Consider the following 17,704-nt stretch of genomic DNA (forward strand, 5'->3'; position numbering starts at 1 on the left):
GTGATCGTCCCTCCGCCCCGCAAGGCGGAGGGACAGGAGGACTGCTGTGACCCCGCGCAGTGACACCCCCGTCCGTCCCGGCCCGATCCGCCGCGGCATCACCTACTCGGTCGCCCTCGTCCTGGCGGCCGGGCTGCTGAACACGCTTCCGGCCTCCGCCACCGCCTACAATCCGCGCCCCGAGGTGGAGGACGTCCCCTCGGTGGAGGGACACGACCTGCTGTCCCCCGCTGCGGGCGGAGCGGACGCGGTCGCCAAGGCGGCCCTCACCGAACCGGAGGAGGCCGCATGGCCCGAACCCTCCTCCAATGACTTCAACCTGGACGGCGACCGGCCCCGGACCTTGAACGTTCAGGAGGACGCACCGGTCACGGTCACCCCGGTGACGGGAGAGGCGTTCGGCGAGTGGGAGGTTCCCGAACACTGGCAGCAGTGGGCACCCGAAGACCAGGAGAAGCCTACCGAGGACGGGGCTTCCGAGCAGGATGTCCCGGACGAGACCGAAACTTCCGGGCAGGCGGAACCCAACGGGGACGAGGCAGCCGAGGAAGAGGACCCGGCTGCGGGGGAGGAGACCGCGGATCCCTCCCCGGAGGAGTCTCCCGTCCAGACCCCGGGGAGGTCGCCGGAGTCGGTGGACCCCTCACCGGAGAGCAGCCCGTCCCCGACCCGGAACGAGTCCCGCAGGGAACCCGTCACCTCTGAGGACTCCGCACCGGAGGTGGACGCCTTCGCCGCCCCCGAGCCGGTCGAGTCCGCCCAGGTCGAGGTCTTGGACCAGACCGACGCCGAGAAGGCCGGGGTCAACGGCCTGCTCGTCCACGTCACCCGTACTGACGACTCGCCCACCCTCGCCCCGGTCCGGATGGAGGTGGACTACTCCGAGTTCGCCGCCGCGTTCGGCGGCGACTACGCCTCCCGCCTGAGCGTCGTCGAACTCGCCCCCTGCGTCCTGGACGACTCCTGCGAGGCCGACGACACCGTCGCCTTCGACGCGCCCCAACTCCTCGACAACAGCGTCCAGGACCAGAACCTGTCCGCCGTCGTGGGCGCCGCTCCCGCCCAGGGCTCCCTGTTCGCCGTCACCTCCGCCCCCTCCGGCGGCAACGGCGACTACAGGGCCACCAAGCTCTCGCCGTCCTCCACCTGGAACGTCAACACCCAGGCCGGAGACTTCTCCTGGTCCTACGACCTGTCCGTCCCACCCGCGCCGAGTGCGCTCGTCCCCGCCATGGGTCTGAGCTACTCCTCCGGCGGAGTGGACGGACGCGTGGCCACCTCCAACAACCAGACCTCCTGGATCGGTGACGGCTTCGCCTACGCCCCGGGATCGATCGAACGCCGCTACGTGGCCTGTTCCGACTCCGGACACAGGACCGGTGACCTGTGTTGGAACACCGACAACGTCACTCTGTCCATGAGCGGGCACTCCGGCGCGCTCGTCAAGCACGACGACGGCAGCTACCGCCTGTCCAACGACGACGGCACCAAGGTCGAGAGGCTCACCGGCGCCACCAACGGGGCGCACGGCGGCGAGTACTGGAAGGTGACCACCCCCGACGGCACCCAGTACTTCTTCGGCCGCAACCGCCTGCCCGGCTGGTCCAGCGGCGATCCCGAGACCGAGTCCGCGCAGACCATGCCCGTCTACGCCGCCGAGTCCGGGCAGCCCTGCTACGACTCCGACTTCTCCGAGTCCTGGTGCCAGCAGGCCTACAAGTGGAACCTCGACTACGTCGTGGACGTGCACGGCAACGTCATGACGTTCTACTACGACGCCGAGACCAACCACTACGGCCGCAACCTCACCAACACCGCCACTCCCTACGTACGCGCGGCCAACATCAAGCACATCGAGTACGGTCTCCGCAGCGGCGACGTGTACGCCACCGCCCCGACGCGCGTGGTGTTCTCCACCTCCGAGCGGTGCCTGGTCACCGACTCTTTCGATTGTGCTCCCGACAAGCGCACCTCGGGCAACGCCGAGCACTGGCCCGACGTGCCCCTGGACCAGGACTGCAAGTCCGGCTCCTCCTGTGCGGGCCGCCACTCTCCGACCTTCTGGTCCACCAAGAAGCTCGACGCGATCACCACCCAGATCCGCCAGGACGGCGAGTACGCCAAGGTCGACTCCTGGACCCTGGAACACTCATTCCCCGAGGCGGGGGACGGGACGGGCCCGACCCTGTGGTTGGACTCCATCGAGCACACCGGTCACGTGGGCGGCACCGAGTCGCTGCCCAAGGTCACCTTCGGCGGCACCCAGATGCCCAACCGCGTGGACTCACCCACCGACGACATCGCTCCGATGCTGCGGTGGCGGATCACCGAGGTCCTCACCGAGACCGGTGGGCAGCTCGACATCACCTACTCCGAACCCGAGTGCGTGCACGGCGAGACTCCGCAGCCGCACGACAACACCAAGCGCTGCTACCCGGTGAAGTGGACGCCCGAGGGCGGGGTGGAACTGACCGACTGGTTCCACAAGTACGTGGTCACCGAGGTCAACGAACTCGACCTGGTCACCGACCAACCCACACTCACCACGAGCTACGACTACGTGGGCACCCCGGCCTGGCGGTACACCGAGGCCGACGGCATGGTCAAGGACAAGTACCGCACCTGGGCCGACTGGCGCGGCTACGACCGCGTCATCGTCCACACCGGACACGCCAGCGAAGAGCGGAGCGAAACCGAGTACCTGTACTTCCAGGGCATGGACGGCGACAAACAGCCCAGCGGAACCAGGGACGTGTCCGTCACCGACTCGCGCGGGGTCGAGCACACCGACCACAAGGAACTCAACGGCACCCTCCTCGAAACCATCACCCGCAACAGAGAGGGCGGCGAGGACCTCTCCCGGGAGATCAGCACCCCCTGGCTGAAGAAGACCGCCGAGGTCACCCACTCCTGGGGCAGCCAGACCGCGCACATGATCCGAACCAAGCGGGTGAACAGCTTCACCCGCCTGGCCGACGGCACCTGGAACCAGGCCCGGATTGACCACACCATCAACGACGACGGCGTCATCACACGGACACGCGACCACGGCGACGTGGACATGGCCGGTGACGAGGAATGCGTCCACACCACCTACGTCAGCAACACCGACGCCTGGATCCTCAACCTCGTCTCGCGGACCGAGACCCTCGCGGTGGACTGCGGACAGACCCCTGACCGCCCCGAGGACGTCGTCACCGACGAGCTCGTCCTCTACGACGGCGGCGGACACGGCGACGCCCCGACCCGCGGTCTGCCCACCCGCACCGAGAAGCTCGACTCCTACACCGGCGACGACCCCGTTTACCAGATGGTGCAGGAGGCGGAGTTCGACGCCTTCGGCAACACCGTGGCCGAGACCAACGCCAACGGCGGGGTGACCACCACCGACTACACCCAGACCTCCATGGGACTTCCGGAGTCGGTCACCGAGACCAACCCGCTCGGCCACACCACCACCACGGTCGTCGACCCGGCCCGCGGCATGCCCGTGGCCGAGACCGACGCCAACGGCCGCACCATGCACATGGCCTACGACCCCCTCGGCCGCCTGGTCAGCGTCTGGCTCCCCGACCGCGACCCCGGGGCCGACACCCCCACGGCCAAGTTCGAGTACCACATCCGCCAGAACGCGCCCACATCCGTCGTCACGCACACCCTGCGCACCGCGACCGAGTACACCACCGGCTACGAGATCTTCGACGCCTTCCTACGCCCACGCCAGACCCAGGCCCCGAGCCCGACGTCGGAAGGAGGGCGGCTGATCACCGACACCTTCCACGACACCCGGGGCCAGGTGGTCAAGGAACGCGAGGCCTACTACAACACCGAGGACCCCAGCGACACCCTGTTCGTCGTCGCCGACGACGGTGACATCCCCCGCCAAGCCGAGACCGTCTATGACGGAGCCGGCCGCGTTACCGACCTCCTGCACGTGGGCTTCGGTGAGGAGCTCTGGCGCACCAGCACCGAACACCATGGCGACCGCACCCTGGTCACTCCTCCCGACGGAGGCGTGGCCACCACATCCATCACCGATGTGCAGGGCCGCCTGGCGGAGGTGCGCACCCACCACGGTGACACCCCCGAGGGCGACTACGACGCGATCAACTACACCTACGCCAAGAACGACGAGCTGGCCACCGTCACCGACCCCGAGGGCAACACCTGGACCTACACCTACGACCTGCGCGGCCGTCTCGTCCAGACCGCGGACCCCGTCGCGGGCACCACCACGATGACCTACAACCGGCTCGACCAGCTGGTCACCACCACCGACGCCCGCGGTGAGACCCTCGCCTACTCCTATGACTCCATCGGCCGCCAGGTGGGCCTGCACGACGACTCCACGAACGGGGCGCTGCGCGCCAAGTGGGTCTACGACACCCTGGCCAAGGGCCACCTGACCTCCTCCACCCGGCACGTGGACGGCAGCGCCTACACCTCCCGGGTGGTGAACTACGACCAGTTCTACCGGCCCCTGGCCACCGAGGTCCTCATCCCCTCCAGCGAACCGGGACTCTCGGGCCGGTACCGGTTCACCACGGCCTACAACCCCGACGGTTCCGTCCAGTCCCAGAAGATGCCCGCGGCCGGAGGCCTGGGCAGCGAGTCGGTGGCCTACTCCTACAACGACTTCGGCATGCCCGTCGCGATGGCGGGGTTCACCGGCTACGTCGAGGCGAGCAAGTACAACAAGCTGGGGCAGCTGGTCCAGCGCACGATGGACATCGGCGACTCCAGTACCCACGCCACCTACCTGACCCGCCACTTCGACCAGGCCACCGGGCGCATGTCCGAGACCACCCTGGTGCCCGAACGCGGTGTCACCGGCTCGCTGGTGCACCAGTACTACGCCTACGACGACGCTGGCAACGTCCTCAACCTGCGCGACGAGCCCACCGCCGACCACCTCCAGGCGGACGTGCAGTGCTTCAGCTACGACCACATGCGTCGCATGACCGGCGTGTGGACCCCCGGCGCCACCGGTGAACAGGCCTGTGCCGCCGAGCCCTCGGCCGACGCCTTGGGCGGGGCGGCCCCGTACTGGCACTCCTACGCCTACGACACCCTGGGCAACCGCACCACCGAGGTCCAGCACGGTCCCACCGGGGACGTCACCCGTACCTACACCCATGGTGACGCGGCCGGGCTGCGTCCCCAGATGCTGACCCGGGTGGAGCAGACCGGTCCTGGCGGTGACCGGTTGGAGGAGTACTCCTACGACGAGGCCGGGAACATGACCGGCCGTACCACCGCGGCCCGGGAGCAGGACCTGGAGTGGGACGCCGAGGGAAACCTGGCCCGGGTGACCGAGGAGGACGGCTCCGAAACCTCCTACGTCTACGACGCCGACGGCCAGCGCCTGATCCGCCACGCCCCCGACTCCTCGACCCTGTACCTGCCGGGCATGGAACTGCGCCTGGACAAGGAGAACCTGGTCAAGGAGGCCACCCGGTTCTACTCCTTCGCGGGGGAGACCGTGGCGGTGCGTAACAACGACGGCACCCTGTCGTGGATCCACTCCGACCGTCACGGGACCGGGCAGTTCGCGGTCGACGCCCGTACCGGTGAGGAGACCCGTCGGCACATGACGGCGTTCGGCACTGACCGGGGCAGCGCGGGTGGGTGGCCCTCCGAGCGCGGGTTCGTGGGTGGCACGGTCGATGCTTCAACCGGGCTGACCCAGTTGGGTGCGCGTGCCTACGACTCGGGGTTGGGCCGGTTCGTCTCGGTGGACCCGCTCATGGACGTGACCGACCACCAGCAGATGCATGGTTATGTCTATGCCAACAACAACCCGGTGACCTTCACCGACCCGGACGGGTTGTCGTGGCTGTGCATCGATATCTGTGGTTCGGGAGGTTACGCCGTCGTGAACCCCACGGCGAAGGGCGGCGGCTATCTGTACGACTACGACCGCGAACAGAAGATCTTCTTCAACGAGGGCGGTGGGACCACCAGTGTGTACTCACCGTCTCCGCGCACGCGTGCCAGCAGGGGTGGGGGTAGCGGCACCACGTATCAGGGACGTCAGGGGCCGTCGCAGGCCTATCTGGACGCCCAGCGTGAGAAGGAGGAGGCCAAGCAGAAGCTGATCGCCGCCGCGGCGGGCCTGGCGAAGCTGGTCGCAGACGAGTTGGGGATCACGGCCGGCCTGGAGTGCTTCACCACAGGTGACCTGGGGGCGTGCGGCGAGACCGCGCTGAACGTCGCGACGATGTTCGTGGGCGGCCTGGCGGGCAAGATCGCGGTGAAGTACGGGCTGAGATGGGGCAAGGCCGCGGAGTTGGGCCGAAAGATCGCCAAGCTCGGCGGTGACTTGGTCGACGGTGTCGGGGACTTGATCAAGTCCAACCGCAAGGTCGACAACCTCTGTAACAGTTTCGCCCCGGGGACCAGGGTGGTGATGGCTGACGGGTCGACCAGACCGATCGAGGAGGTCGAGGTCGGCGAGAAGGTGTTGGCGACCGACCCGGAGACGGGTGAGCAGACTGCGCGGACGGTCCTGGCCACCATCATCGGGTCGGGCAGTAAGCATCTGGTGGAGATCACGGTGGATCCGACCACCGAGCGCGAGGCGATCGGTGGGGACGCCGGTTCCGAAGCTGAAGATGAGCAGGCCGAGCAGGCGGGGGTTCCCGGCCCGATCGCGGCCGGGGACGTGATCATCGCGACCGACGAGCACCCGTTCTGGGTGCCCGATCTGGGGACGTGGGTCGACGCGATCGACCTGGACCCGGGGACGTGGCTGCAGACATCTGCGGGCACTTGGGTACAGGTCTCCGCGGTTCAAGCCTGGACGCAGGCCGCGACGGTCCATAACCTGACCGTCCAGGGCGTTCACACGTTCCACGTGACCGCCGGGGACCTGGATGTCCTCAACCACAACAGCGCGCCTTTGTGTCATCTTCATGGAGGAGGCAAAGGCAGTCCTGATGGCCCAGGCGTTGTAGAAGGGCCCGCGCCGCAAAGCGCTCATAACATGCTGGAAGCTGTATCTAGTCGACCTGGAGGAACCGGAAAGGTTGATGGATACCATGGCAATGGAGGGTTTGGGAACGGTACGGGTTCGCTTCCCGGAGGAAAGTATCGAGAGTGGGATGTCAATGCTAGAGAAGATCTTCCTCAATGTAGCGTTTGTGGGAGTGCCATCCGAGGGCCAGAAAGGCTTGTGACTCCTAAGAACTCCTCAGGAAGTGCATTCTATACGCCTGATCACTACGGAACTTTCTTTCACACGGGGCATTTTAGTGATCTCTAGGGGGAAGGGATTGATGCATTGGAAAGGCGACCATCTTCCCTTGATGAGTAGGGAGGGGCCATGGGTTTTTTTCCTTGCAGATGCAGAGGGTTTCCTTGGGCGAAATGTGAAATCATTTTCTGATCGAGGTGGCTTGGTCTTTCGGATGGATGCCGCAAAATTTCGGTCGCCTGGGGACGTATTTCGCGAATTTTCAAGTAGGTTGATTTTTCCTTCCTACTTTGGGTGTAACTGGGATGCCTTGGCCGACTGTCTTTCTAGGGTCCATGGGAGCTGGCATGGCGGTAGGGATATGGTGTTCTTGATTGATAACTCTGAACTTATTCAGGAGGCCGATTTCCTTGGAGTTTTAATTTCTTCCCTATCTGAGGCGGCGGAGAATTCTAACTTCCAGTTGGACACTGACGGAGAGCCGACTGGCTTTGCTCCGGTTGCGCAGAATTTTATTTTTTTGACAAAAAAGGAGTTCCTGCATGGGCTTGTTCGTAATGTTAGGCATAGAAATATATGCGTTGATATATTTGAAGACTTTGCTTTTGCGTATCAGCAGGATGGAATTATGGTTAGTGGCTAGGCTCATGGGTCGCCCATGCATCGTTTCGGGTCTCTGAGAATTTCTCAGTAAACTGCATGGGAACGTCGAATACGCTCGCACGATTTGCGGTGTGCTCGCCGCCTCGGTGTTCTCCTCGTCCATGGACCGGCGGTGGTGTCCTGTCCTGGGCCAGCCGCAGTCCTGCTCCACCATTCTGACGTGGTCTCCGCCTTTACTGCTGACACGACTTACGAGCATTGGGGCGTTGTAGGGATCCGTGTTCACGACGGTGGAAATGTCTCGGACAACGTTGTTCGCCGGACTGCGGCTGCAGGGGTCGTTCTACGTATCTCCTCAGCCTTCTTGCGGGGCGGCGTTGAACACCGCGGTGCGTGAGCGGTTGCTGCCCTCCAACCCCGCTCGAGGGCTGCGGTTGGAGTTCGGGGTGGGTGCGCGGCCGGTGGTGTGGACCGAGCAGGCGGTGGCCGAGTGAGCCCATAGCGGTATGCGGCCGGCGGTGGCGGTGTGGACGGTCGAGCAGACCCGCGCGTTCCTGGGTTTCGTCTCCGGGCACCGGCTGTATGCGTTGTTCCACCTGCTGGTGATGACCGGGTTGCGGCGGGGCGAGGTGGTGGGGTTGAGGTGGGAGGACCTCGACCTGGCTCGGGACACGGTGCGCATCGCGCGTCAGCTCCAGACGGGCCGGGGCGGGTTGGTGGAGTTGGTGCCCAAGAGCGCGGCGAGTCGCCGCATGCTGACGCTGGACCATGCCACGGTCGGGGTGTTGCGCCGCCACCAGTGGCGTCAACAGCACGAAGCAGCCGAGCGGAGACACAACTGGAATCCGCAAGGGTACGTATTCACCGCCCTGCGCGGTGGCCCGATGGCCCCGGAGCGTTTGTCGCGCCTGTTCCGGAAGCTGAACGACGAGAGCGCCTTGCCGCCGGTGCGGTTGCACGATCTGCGCCACGGGGCGGCGACGTTGGCGTTGGCGGCGGGTGTGGAGCTGAAGGTGGTACAGGCGATGCTGGGGCACGCGAGCATCGTGCTGACCGCGGACACCTACGCCAGTGTGTTGCCGGAGGTGGCGCGGGAGGCGGCGGAGCGAACCGCCTGGCTGGTGCTGCGGGACGCCGGGAAGATCGGTCGGCATACGAGGAGACGGGGACGGGGTGGTCGCCGGGGCCTGGTTCTGGTCCCACCTGGGTCCCACCCTGGACCCACCGGCAGGACGACCCCCTCAGGTTCTAAGAGCTCATCTCATTTGGTGAGTCTGCGGTAGCAAATGAGTGTGCAGGCGATGCCCGCGAAGGCCAGGAAGTGGTCGGCCTTGCGCTCGTAGCGGCGGTGCAGGCGACGGCATCCGGCCAGCCAGGCCATGGTGCGCTCCACCTGCCAGCGGTGCCTGCCCAGCCGCTGTGAGGACTCCACGCCCTTGCGGGCCAGGCGGTGGACGATCCCCCGCTTGCGGAGCCATCGGCGCAGGTGGGTGTAGTCGTAGCCCTTGTCGCCGTGCAGCTTGGCCGGTTTGCGCCGTCGGGGGCCGCGGCGGGAGCGGATCGGTGGGATCCCCTCCACCAGGGGTTGCAGGGCCTGGCTGTCGTGGGTGTTGGCCCCCGAGATCGCCATGGACAGGGGCAGGCCAGACCGGTCGGTGATCAAGTGGATCTTCGACCCCTTCTTGCCCCGATCGACAGGATTCGGACCTGTCAGGTCCCCCCTTTGAGGGCCCGCATGTTCACCGAGTCGATCGCGCACCGCGACCAGTCCAGCTCACCGCGGGAACCGAGCTCGTCCAACACGAGCCGGTGGAGCTTGGCCCAGACTCGCGCTTGGGTCCACTCGGCAAAGCGCCGGTGCGCGGTGGGTCCGGAGGGGCCGAACACCGGCGGGAGCTGTGCCCAGGTGCAGCCGCTGGTGGCCACGAAGATGATCGCGGCCAGCACCTGGCGGTCGCCGTGTCTGCGCCGCCCGCCGCCTTGCGGGCGGGTGGGCGCCTCGGGCACCACCCGCTGGAACAGTTCCCACAGCTCGTCCGGCACCAGCCGTTCCACCATCGACACAGAGGCAGGCTACCGAAAACCCAAATGAGATGAGCTCTAACTAGACAAGGCTATGACCTGGGATTTTGTGGCGCACCCGGCAGGATTCGAACCTGCGGCCATCGGATTAGAAGTCCGGCGCTTTCGTGTCTCTACGTGCCATAGGGTGCCGTTTCGTCCCTATCCATCCGATCATCGCCATCGTTTCGTGTCAAGAGGTGTCGTCCGCTGTCGTGCCAGTCCGGAACTGCGGAGCATAATCGGAGCACACACCGGCCCCTGGCGGCGTCCGATGGCACCTCGCGAGGTTCTCGTCGTGTGGCTGAGAGTGAGCAATCCATCGTGGTCGCTCAGATGACCAGTGGGCGAGTCATCCCAGGTGGGGGCATGACAGGTACGACGGCTGCTCAGCCGGGGCCTCGAAATGCCAGGCCACTGATCTGCGCAGACCTCCTTGATCTTCGCGGTATTCCGACTGGGCCCAAGGAGCGCTGGACTCCTTGGGCTTCGTGCTGTCAGGGGAACGGGAGGCCGTGGAGTTCATCCAGGTGTCTGAGACGGGCACGTATTTCACGCGCTGAACTGCCCCGCATGGCGTGGACCAGTATGTCGAGGAAGTCCTTGGCCATCAGTGGGCTGCCGCAGCATTCCCAGCAGCAGTACCACGAGCGGGGATAGAGGTGGTCGTTCCACGGGGGGTGCCCGGGGTCGCGGGCGTACCTCTCCCACCTGGGGAGTGCCTCGTTGATGATCCCTGGCCACAGCTGCGGGTGGCGGTGTTCGGCTCGTCGGATCTCGGCCATCGTCTTGGACGACAGGCCTTTGATCGCTGGTGCTTTTCTTTGTCCTCTGCGCGCTCGGGGGTGGTTCTCTGCGCGCATGCGTCCCGGCCGTCTACGCGGCATGGGCCTTTCTGTCGATGAACATGCCCCGCATCATGCCATAACGCTTATGTGGTGGCCAGTTCATGCCTGCGCGGTGTTTTTGTTCCTGCCGGTGGGCTTGGTCGGCGCTGCCTCGTACCGGGCTTGGCGGAGGCTGTGGTGTGAGCCGGGATCGCCTCCCGTCACTTGCCGCAGAACGTTCATGCGACGAGTTGGACACACGTCGGTCCCGGTCGGTCGGCGGATTCTAGGGGCCTTCCTTGATCTGGCGGGGCGGGGGCGGGTGCCGGCCCACCCGACCCCGCCAGGTCAAAGGAGAGCGGCCCGTGGCCGGCTGCACTCGTCGTTGTGAAGCAATGCCCACTCGTTAGCCGCGGAGCTGGGTCGCTGGTGGCTTACAGCTCGACTCTGACCACTGCCCCGTCTTCTTCGTCCCCGACGACAAGATGGGTGATCTCCGCATCGGCCGGAACGCTGTAGGGGTTCGGGGCGACCAGCGCGTTGCCCGGGTTCACGTCCTGTCGCGTCCGGATGGCCAGGTTGCTGTCGTACTCGTAGACGGCCCCCTCGGCGTCCGCCAGGCGGAACCACCGCCGGTCCGCCTCCTGAGGTTCCTGGGAGGTGTTCTCGACCCGCACCGTCACGACCACGTAGGTGCCCGCCGAGGTGATCATGTCGCCGTCGAAGTGTGTGGCGTCCATCTTGATGTCTTCGACAGTGACGCTGAACTGGTTGAACTCGAACACCTCGTCACGCCCAACCTGTTGCTCTTCCACCTCGGCCTGTGCGGTGGTCGGGGTTTCCTCGGGCATCGGGTACGTGGCCAGCACGAAGATGAACATGGCCAGGGCGCCGAGGACCATGCCTCCACACCCGCAGCCGAACGCCCATCCGGCCGGGAACTTGGAAGCGGGTGGGGTGGGGGATGGGGCCGTCATGGAATCCTCCGAGAGAGGGGTGGTCTGTGCGCAGACCATTATGTCGGCCCAGTTCGGCGACCGGCTGGGCGCGCACCGTTTGGGTCGGTGACCCAACGGGCTTTACGCGGGGCCGGTCGACCCGGTCCCGCCTGTCAAACAGCAGTAGGGCAAAGCCGCCCATGTCGGGTCGCTGGCCTGCTACCGTCCCGACATGGACCAGCCTTCCTCCCTCGTCGTCTGCCAGCAGGGCCACACCGTCGAGTACCCGGCGGCGCTCGACGCCGTCGCCAACGCCGGAACCGACCTGGCGTTCTGTCGCCCCTGCGACTGCCAGCAGGTCCACATGGTCACCCTGTTCGCGGGTGACAGCCCCCGCGTGGTCGCGTCCGGGGACCTCGACCTGTACGCCCGGTTCGAGGCCACCGAGTGGCCCGAGCGCATCCACGTCGATGAGGCGAGACCGTTCTCCTATCGGGAGCTTGAGCCGCTCGACCTGGCCCAGTTCCTCAAGGAGTAACGCTGTGAACGTCATCCTGGAGTGACCCCGCGTGGTGGGCAGTCATCGTTGCAGCTGCTTCCTTCCTTGCCGCAGCTGCCGCTGTCTCGTTCCGGGTTCTTTAGAGGCTGCGGCGTGTCTCGGGATCGTCTTCCGTCACTCGTCTTTTCCGAGTGCCGCTGTCCGGGGTGAGACTGGGCTCGGAGGTGGTGGCCGTGTCCGGGTCTGGTTCGGTGTTCAAGCGGTGTGGGTGTCGTTTGCCTGGTACCTCGAGGAAGGTCGGGGGCAGTTGTCCGCGGTTGCGTTCTCGCGGGCATGGGAGCTGGTACTTCTCGGCCGAGTTAGAGCATGTTCCGGGCCGGCGATGCCGGATGCGTCGTGGTGGATTCGCTTCCCGGGAGGCCGCCCGCACGGCGCTGCGCAGGACCCAGAGCGTGGAGACAGATGCGACAGGTCCGGTGGTGTGGACAGTAGGGGAGTGGCTCCAGCACTGGTTGGACACTCGGACCCGGTTGCGGCCGCGCACCAGGGTCGGCTACGGCGAGCACATCGACCGCTACCTCAACCCTTACCTGGGCGGGGTGTTGTTGGAGGAGTTGACACCTGCCCAGGTGCAGGAGGCGTTCGATGCGATTTCGGGCCGTACCACATCGATGGGGGATCGACTTTCCCCGGCGACGGTGCAGCGGGTGCGCGCCACGTTGCGGGCGGCGTTGAACACCGCGGTGCGTGAGCGGTTGCTGCCCTCCAATCCCGCTCGAGGCCTGCGGTTGGAGCCGGGGGTGGGTACGCGGCCGGTGGTGTGGACCGAGCAGGCGGTGGCCGAGTGGACCCATGGCGGGATGCGGTCGGCGGTGGCGGTGTGGACGGTGGAGCAGACCCGCGCGTTCTTGGGTTTCGTCTCCGGGCATCCCCGGCAGGATTCGAACCTGCGGCCATCGGATTAGAATTTGCTCAAGCTCGCCGCCGTCGGCACCTCCAGGCCGCGTCCACCCGCATCGCCGGACACGGTCCGCCTGGCCGTCAACACGCTTCACCGCGTAGCTCTGGGTAGTCCCGGGCTAAGGGTGTCGGGAGCGAGACGACCCGGCTGGTGCTGGGCTGCGCCTTCCGCTTGGCAAACCTGTGGATAACCCCAGCCCGATCTCCCATGCTGACCACAAAAGCTCCGTCACACCACCTGCTCCCAGTCCTTCAGGAACTCCTCGACTAGTAACCTCTGTGCGTTGCTGCTTTGAGCTCCCACCGCTCGGGCTCTGGCTAGGGTGGTCAGGAGCGTGACCGCGGCCGCTTCCTGTTCCCGAAGCAGCACGCCAACCGTCTGATGCTGATCAGCATCGGTGTAGAGCAGCAGAACAGCACCGAGGAACAGGAACTGCGTGGCGTAGACGGCCAACGCGTTATCCTCCTCCCAGAAGCGGGAGCCGATCTCCAGCAGCTTCTTCCCGGTGATCTCCGGCCAGTCGGCCCGGAAGATTCCCCGGATGTCACGGTCAATCTCCGATCCGGTGTTCTCTCCTTCCTCCGTAGCCTTCATGGGGAACCCTTGGGCGAGCAGAGCGTTCTTTAGGACCTCAACCTCCTGCCGGACGAGTTCCTCGGCGAAATCGACGGTCTTGATAGGACTCGTGGCTTTCTCTGCCTCTGCGTTCTGGCGTTCCGCCCGTAGCTGGACCAGTCTCCTGGCTGCGCGCAGACACTCCCGTGGAAGTCCACCGGAGAGCACGTAGCAGAGGGCGACCAGGGAGTCGGGGATGCCGCTGATTCGTCGGATCAGGAGCTGGCGGACGTCCTCGTAGCTCAGGGGCTCCACCCGGACGATGTCGTCGAAGGCGGTGTCGAAGGAGTCGCGCACTGAGAACGAGCGCTGCTCGAAGTTGGCCAGGGCATCGTCGGAGACAGACACCAGGGTCAGGCAGTTCGGGGTGCCGAACAGGGCTTTGACCTGGTTGATGAACTGCTCCGCCTCCTGCGCGGACATCTTGTCGATCTCGTCGATCCCGATCACCAGCCGACCTCGGCCTTTGTGGAGTTCACTCCACCACTCGGCGGTCATCGTGGCGAAATTGCGGTACTCCGCCACCAACTGGGGAAGCCCCATCTGTTGCTCGGCCAGGGCCCGGGTGCGGCTTCCGGACAGCTGGGCGGGGCGGGCCACCTGGACTGAACCAGTGACCCCGATCGTTGTGGTCTCCAGGTAGCGCAGTTGACGCAATCGCTCCCGGGCCAGAGAGGCGAGATCCTTCGGAGGGTCGGCGCGTTTCCTCTTGTGCCAGGCGGCCAGTCTGGCCCCGCAGAAGCTGACCAGAAGGCTAGTGGCCAACAGGAGCACACCAGGAGTGTAAGGCGTCCACAGTACCGAATAGTCGAACCGTTCCTCGGGGGATCCCACCCACCGGGCGATCACCAGAATGGTGGCTACGGTCACGATGGCGGCGAATGCCATCGGAACAATGGTCTCCCAGAGGTCGATACGTTGCACGCTTTCGGTGCCAGGGAACCTTTCCCGTAGAAAACGAATCGCCTGCATGCCGGAAAAGAGCGCTGTGGCGAACACAATCACAATCGGAACAGTGAAGTAGATCGCCAGGTGTTCACCCCACAACAGGAGGTTTTTCGGAGTGAACAGGTGTCTCATGGACAGAACCTCATCCACGGTTGGGAGGTCCTCTTCGGGTGCCAAGAAGCTGCTGAAGAAGGCGTAGAGAAGGAAGAGTAACCCAAGCAGGAAGAGAACGTTTTCGAGTGGAATCAACAGAAATTTTATCGGATTGCTTCGTTGCTTCTTTTTCGTGTTGGCGATGACCGATTCGCACAAGTGCCCGAAGACGTGGATCACGAAGTCCCGTGCCTCGTAGTGCACAGGTGCAGGAATCAGGATGCGAAGGTCGGGTTGGCTGGCCTGGGCGAACCTGTTCTCGCAGAAATTCCTCAACAGGGTGGTCTTTCCCGCTCCCCGAGGGCCCGAGACGCCGATGCTGCCCGAACCGACTGACGAGCTGGTCCTATCGATCACCCCCATCGCGCTGGTGGCAACGATCTGCTTCCGCTCGGAGAGGTCGGTCAGGGAGGAGGCGTCGGTGATTTGGAATGGTTCATCCAACCCAGCCCGCCGCAGCAGGTCGTTCAGGTGTGAACGTAGCAGGGGCACAACCACGTTCCCGCGTAGATCTCCCAGGAAGGGCTCAACGAATCGCATGCCCCGGTAGTCGGTGCCCGAAGCGGCGAAGAGAGTAGCCAGACCGACTGCGGCCAGCAGTAGGTACAGGAGAATCAAAGAGGGTGAGAGAGATACAGACAAGACGACCAAGGTGATCACTCCGAGCCCGTAGAGGAACTCCCTGCCGGATATCTCATCGACGTTTCCGACGTTCTCAGAGAGGGAGCTGCCCAGATTCCATAACCAGCCTTGGGGGTCCAGTCGCACGAGGGCCTGGGATGATCTTGCTGTCAGGATCTCTTCTTCTTTGTCCAGCAGTTCCGCCACCATGTCGGCTCGTGTGACGCTGAGGCTGGTCATGATTTCCTGGGTCTCCGGGTTGTCGAGGAACGGCTGGGCGAGTTCCTCGAACGCCTCGTACTTCCAGTCAGGGGCACGTGCGGCGGTTTCCTTGACGACCTTGGCCAAGAAGTGCGTGAACCGCTGGAGCGCTGTGGTGGGGGGCATGGGCCGAGCATAGAGGCCTACACGGGGCCGTCAGGGACCCGGAGCGTCTCGTAATTGAGTGCGCTGGAAGCTCTGGTTGTGTGCCGGGATCGCCTCCCGTTCACCCTATGAACTGAGAAGTCGTCGATCTCGATCACGAGGTGCACATCGAGGCTGGTGCAGGCGGCTCTGATTCCGGTTGGCGTCGTGCTGACCGCGGGCACCGAAGCCAGCATGTTGCCGGAGGTTGCGCGGGAGGCAGCTGAGCGGACCGTATGGCTGGTGCTTCGGGACTCCAGGGGGATTCGTTGGTGTGCGCGGGTACGGAGTGGGCCTTGGGGGCCTGGACCCAGCTTGGGCCCACTGGACCCATCAGCGCGCCCTCTCGCCTGAGGTGAGGCAGCGCACTCCTTCTGATCTGGGGTTTTGTGGTGCGCCCGGCAGGATTCGAACCTGCGGACATCGGATTAGAAGATAATCGGAGCACACAACAGTGGCTGGTGGCATCCGATGGCACCTTGCGAGGTTCTCGTTGATCGCAGGCCCGGGCCGTGATGGTCCGTCCTGGGGTCAACCGCAGTCCCGCAACCCCGGACGAGTGGCTGACCTAGGATTACTCTGTGCAGGCGTCGAGCGTCTGTGAATTAATCGTGACCAGTGCCAGATCGGTTGGCTAGTGGATGGATTTTCGAGGTCCAGAAAGGTATTAGAGAGCTTGGCAAACAAGAACGCGAACAGGGTTCCGATGGCAGACACCCTCGTGTGGGCGCGAGTGATGCGGCCGCGCGTTCCAATTATTTACATCGACATGAACCACTTCATTGGCATGGCCAGAGCAAATACTGGTGACGTCAAGACCCCGCGTGGTTATCGAGAGCTCTTCGATGCGGCACGAAAAGCCACTCAGCAGGGCCGCGCCTTGGTGCCTCTATCTACCCAGCACTTGTTCGAGATTTCCGCCATCAATGACCCTCGGCAGCGCAAAGATATCGCCAACGTAATGGAGGAGCTGTCAGGATTTCAGTATTTGCTTGGGAGATCAGACTGGAACAGTTCCCATGGCTCGTCCGGCACGAGCCGTCCACCATCGACACGCGGTCAGGTTGTCGAGAATCCAAATGAGATGAGCTCTCAGCCACGGTTCGAGTCGTAGCCCCACCGAGCTTGACCGTCGTGGCCCATGAAGCACTTGGCGGGACGCCCATCCTCAGCGATGCCGAGAGCGCCGATGGGAGAGCAGGCGCTCCCGAACTGGATGCCCATCTGGACCTCGGAATCCTGGTCGCCCGTCTCGTCGGTGTCGTCTTCCTTCGCTTCTTCCTCCTCTTCCTCCGGAAAGTCGGGTGGAGCAACGGGATCGATCGTTGCGGTAGGGCTCGGTGAGGGCTCTGGTGACGGCGCGTCAGACCTTGACGTGGGCTCTGGTGATGGCCCGTCATCGATGTCGTCGGTCGTTGAGCACTGAAATACTCCGAAGAGTAGAAGCACGGCGACAAGGGCAAGGAGTAGGCAGCCCCAGGGCTGACGCCCTGTGCCCTTGCTCGAACTGCTCATGATGTTGTTCCCATGTGGCTGAGCGCCTTTCCTGAAGTCCTGCGCGTAGCTCCAAGCCAGAACGCGACAGCGGGCGCATGTTGACAAGAGCCCTACCGGGGGTTGGATCTGAGTTGCACCATCGTCCGACCCTTAGGTGACGTCGTGATTAGTATGCGCTTGTCCACCGTGTTCGCCCAAGCCTCGAACTCGCAGGAGCGATGGCGTGTGTCGGGATCGCCTCTCGTCACTCTCATGAACCGAGCAGTCGTCGCCCTCGATCTCTGAGCACGGGTTGGAGGCGATGCTGGGCCACGCCAGCATCGTGCTGACCGGGGACACCTACACCAGTGCCTTCCGGAGGGGATGGCCCCCGCAGGTCTC

General features: G+C 64.8%; 10 protein-coding genes. 6 read left to right on the top strand and 4 right to left on the bottom strand.

What is annotated here, in order from left to right; translation table 11 throughout:
* Window positions 1-46 precede the first annotated feature (46 nt).
* The 3 genes from FYX01_RS27105 (at window position 47) to FYX01_RS21340 (ending at window position 9,081) form a co-directional block, all read left to right on the top strand.
* The gene (locus FYX01_RS27105) at window positions 47-7,264 is read left to right on the top strand and encodes an RHS repeat-associated core domain-containing protein (protein WP_150244127.1); all 7,218 of its coding nucleotides are present in this window, start codon (window positions 47-49) and stop codon (window positions 7,262-7,264) included.
* A 43-nt stretch (window positions 7,265-7,307) separates the two neighbouring features.
* Entirely contained in the window at window positions 7,308-7,838 is a 531-nt protein-coding gene (locus FYX01_RS21335) for a barstar family protein (RefSeq protein ID WP_190394428.1), read from the top strand.
* Window positions 7,839-8,316: 478 nt separating this feature from the next.
* Complete coding sequence (locus FYX01_RS21340) at window positions 8,317-9,081, top strand: site-specific integrase (protein WP_223830583.1); 765 nt, start codon at window positions 8,317-8,319, stop codon at window positions 9,079-9,081.
* Here the strand turns inward: FYX01_RS21340 and FYX01_RS21345 are convergent.
* Both FYX01_RS21345 and FYX01_RS21355 read right to left on the bottom strand, forming a co-directional pair.
* Window positions 9,060-9,856, bottom strand: a protein-coding gene (locus tag FYX01_RS21345; protein ID WP_223830586.1) for an IS5 family transposase whose coding sequence is annotated in 2 segments (ribosomal slippage) — window positions 9,060-9,520 and window positions 9,520-9,856 — 798 coding nt in all. Because the reading frame shifts where the segments join, the coding sequence is not laid out codon by codon here. The genes FYX01_RS21340 and FYX01_RS21345 overlap by 22 nt on opposite strands.
* 1,264 nt (window positions 9,857-11,120) lie before the next feature.
* Window positions 11,121-11,588 carry a DUF4352 domain-containing protein gene (locus FYX01_RS21355; RefSeq protein WP_190394429.1) on the bottom strand — a complete coding sequence of 156 codons (468 nt, stop codon included), beginning with the start codon at window positions 11,586-11,588 and terminating at the stop codon, window positions 11,121-11,123.
* Between the two features lie 268 nt (window positions 11,589-11,856).
* Here FYX01_RS21355 and FYX01_RS21360 point away from each other — a divergent pair, with 268 nt between their 5' ends.
* A complete protein-coding gene (locus FYX01_RS21360) occupies window positions 11,857-12,162 on the top strand; it encodes a hypothetical protein (RefSeq protein ID WP_150244135.1) in 306 nt (101 codons plus the stop codon).
* Between the two features lie 350 nt (window positions 12,163-12,512).
* On the top strand, window positions 12,513-13,088 hold the full coding sequence (locus tag FYX01_RS21365) for a tyrosine-type recombinase/integrase (RefSeq protein ID WP_150244138.1): 576 nt from the start codon (window positions 12,513-12,515) through the stop codon (window positions 13,086-13,088).
* Between the two features lie 224 nt (window positions 13,089-13,312).
* On the opposite strand, the gene FYX01_RS21370 is transcribed toward FYX01_RS21365, so the two are convergent.
* The gene (locus FYX01_RS21370; protein WP_150244140.1) at window positions 13,313-15,808 is read right to left on the bottom strand and encodes a P-loop NTPase fold protein; all 2,496 of its coding nucleotides are present in this window, start codon (window positions 15,806-15,808) and stop codon (window positions 13,313-13,315) included.
* 694 nt (window positions 15,809-16,502) lie between these two features.
* Between FYX01_RS21370 and FYX01_RS21375 the strand changes: the two genes are divergently transcribed.
* Window positions 16,503-16,940, top strand: coding sequence for a hypothetical protein (locus FYX01_RS21375; RefSeq protein ID WP_150244142.1), 438 nt, complete (start codon window positions 16,503-16,505; stop codon window positions 16,938-16,940).
* Here the strand turns inward: FYX01_RS21375 and FYX01_RS21380 are convergent.
* Complete coding sequence (locus FYX01_RS21380; protein WP_150244144.1) at window positions 16,919-17,341, bottom strand: hypothetical protein; 423 nt, start codon at window positions 17,339-17,341, stop codon at window positions 16,919-16,921. The two genes, FYX01_RS21375 and FYX01_RS21380, sit on opposite strands and share 22 nt — an antisense overlap.
* Window positions 17,342-17,704: the final 363 nt, after the last annotated feature.

The sequence above is a fragment of the Nocardiopsis quinghaiensis genome (genome assembly GCF_008638365.1).
In the GTDB taxonomy this organism is placed as follows: Bacteria; Actinomycetota; Actinomycetes; order Streptosporangiales; family Streptosporangiaceae; genus Nocardiopsis; species Nocardiopsis quinghaiensis.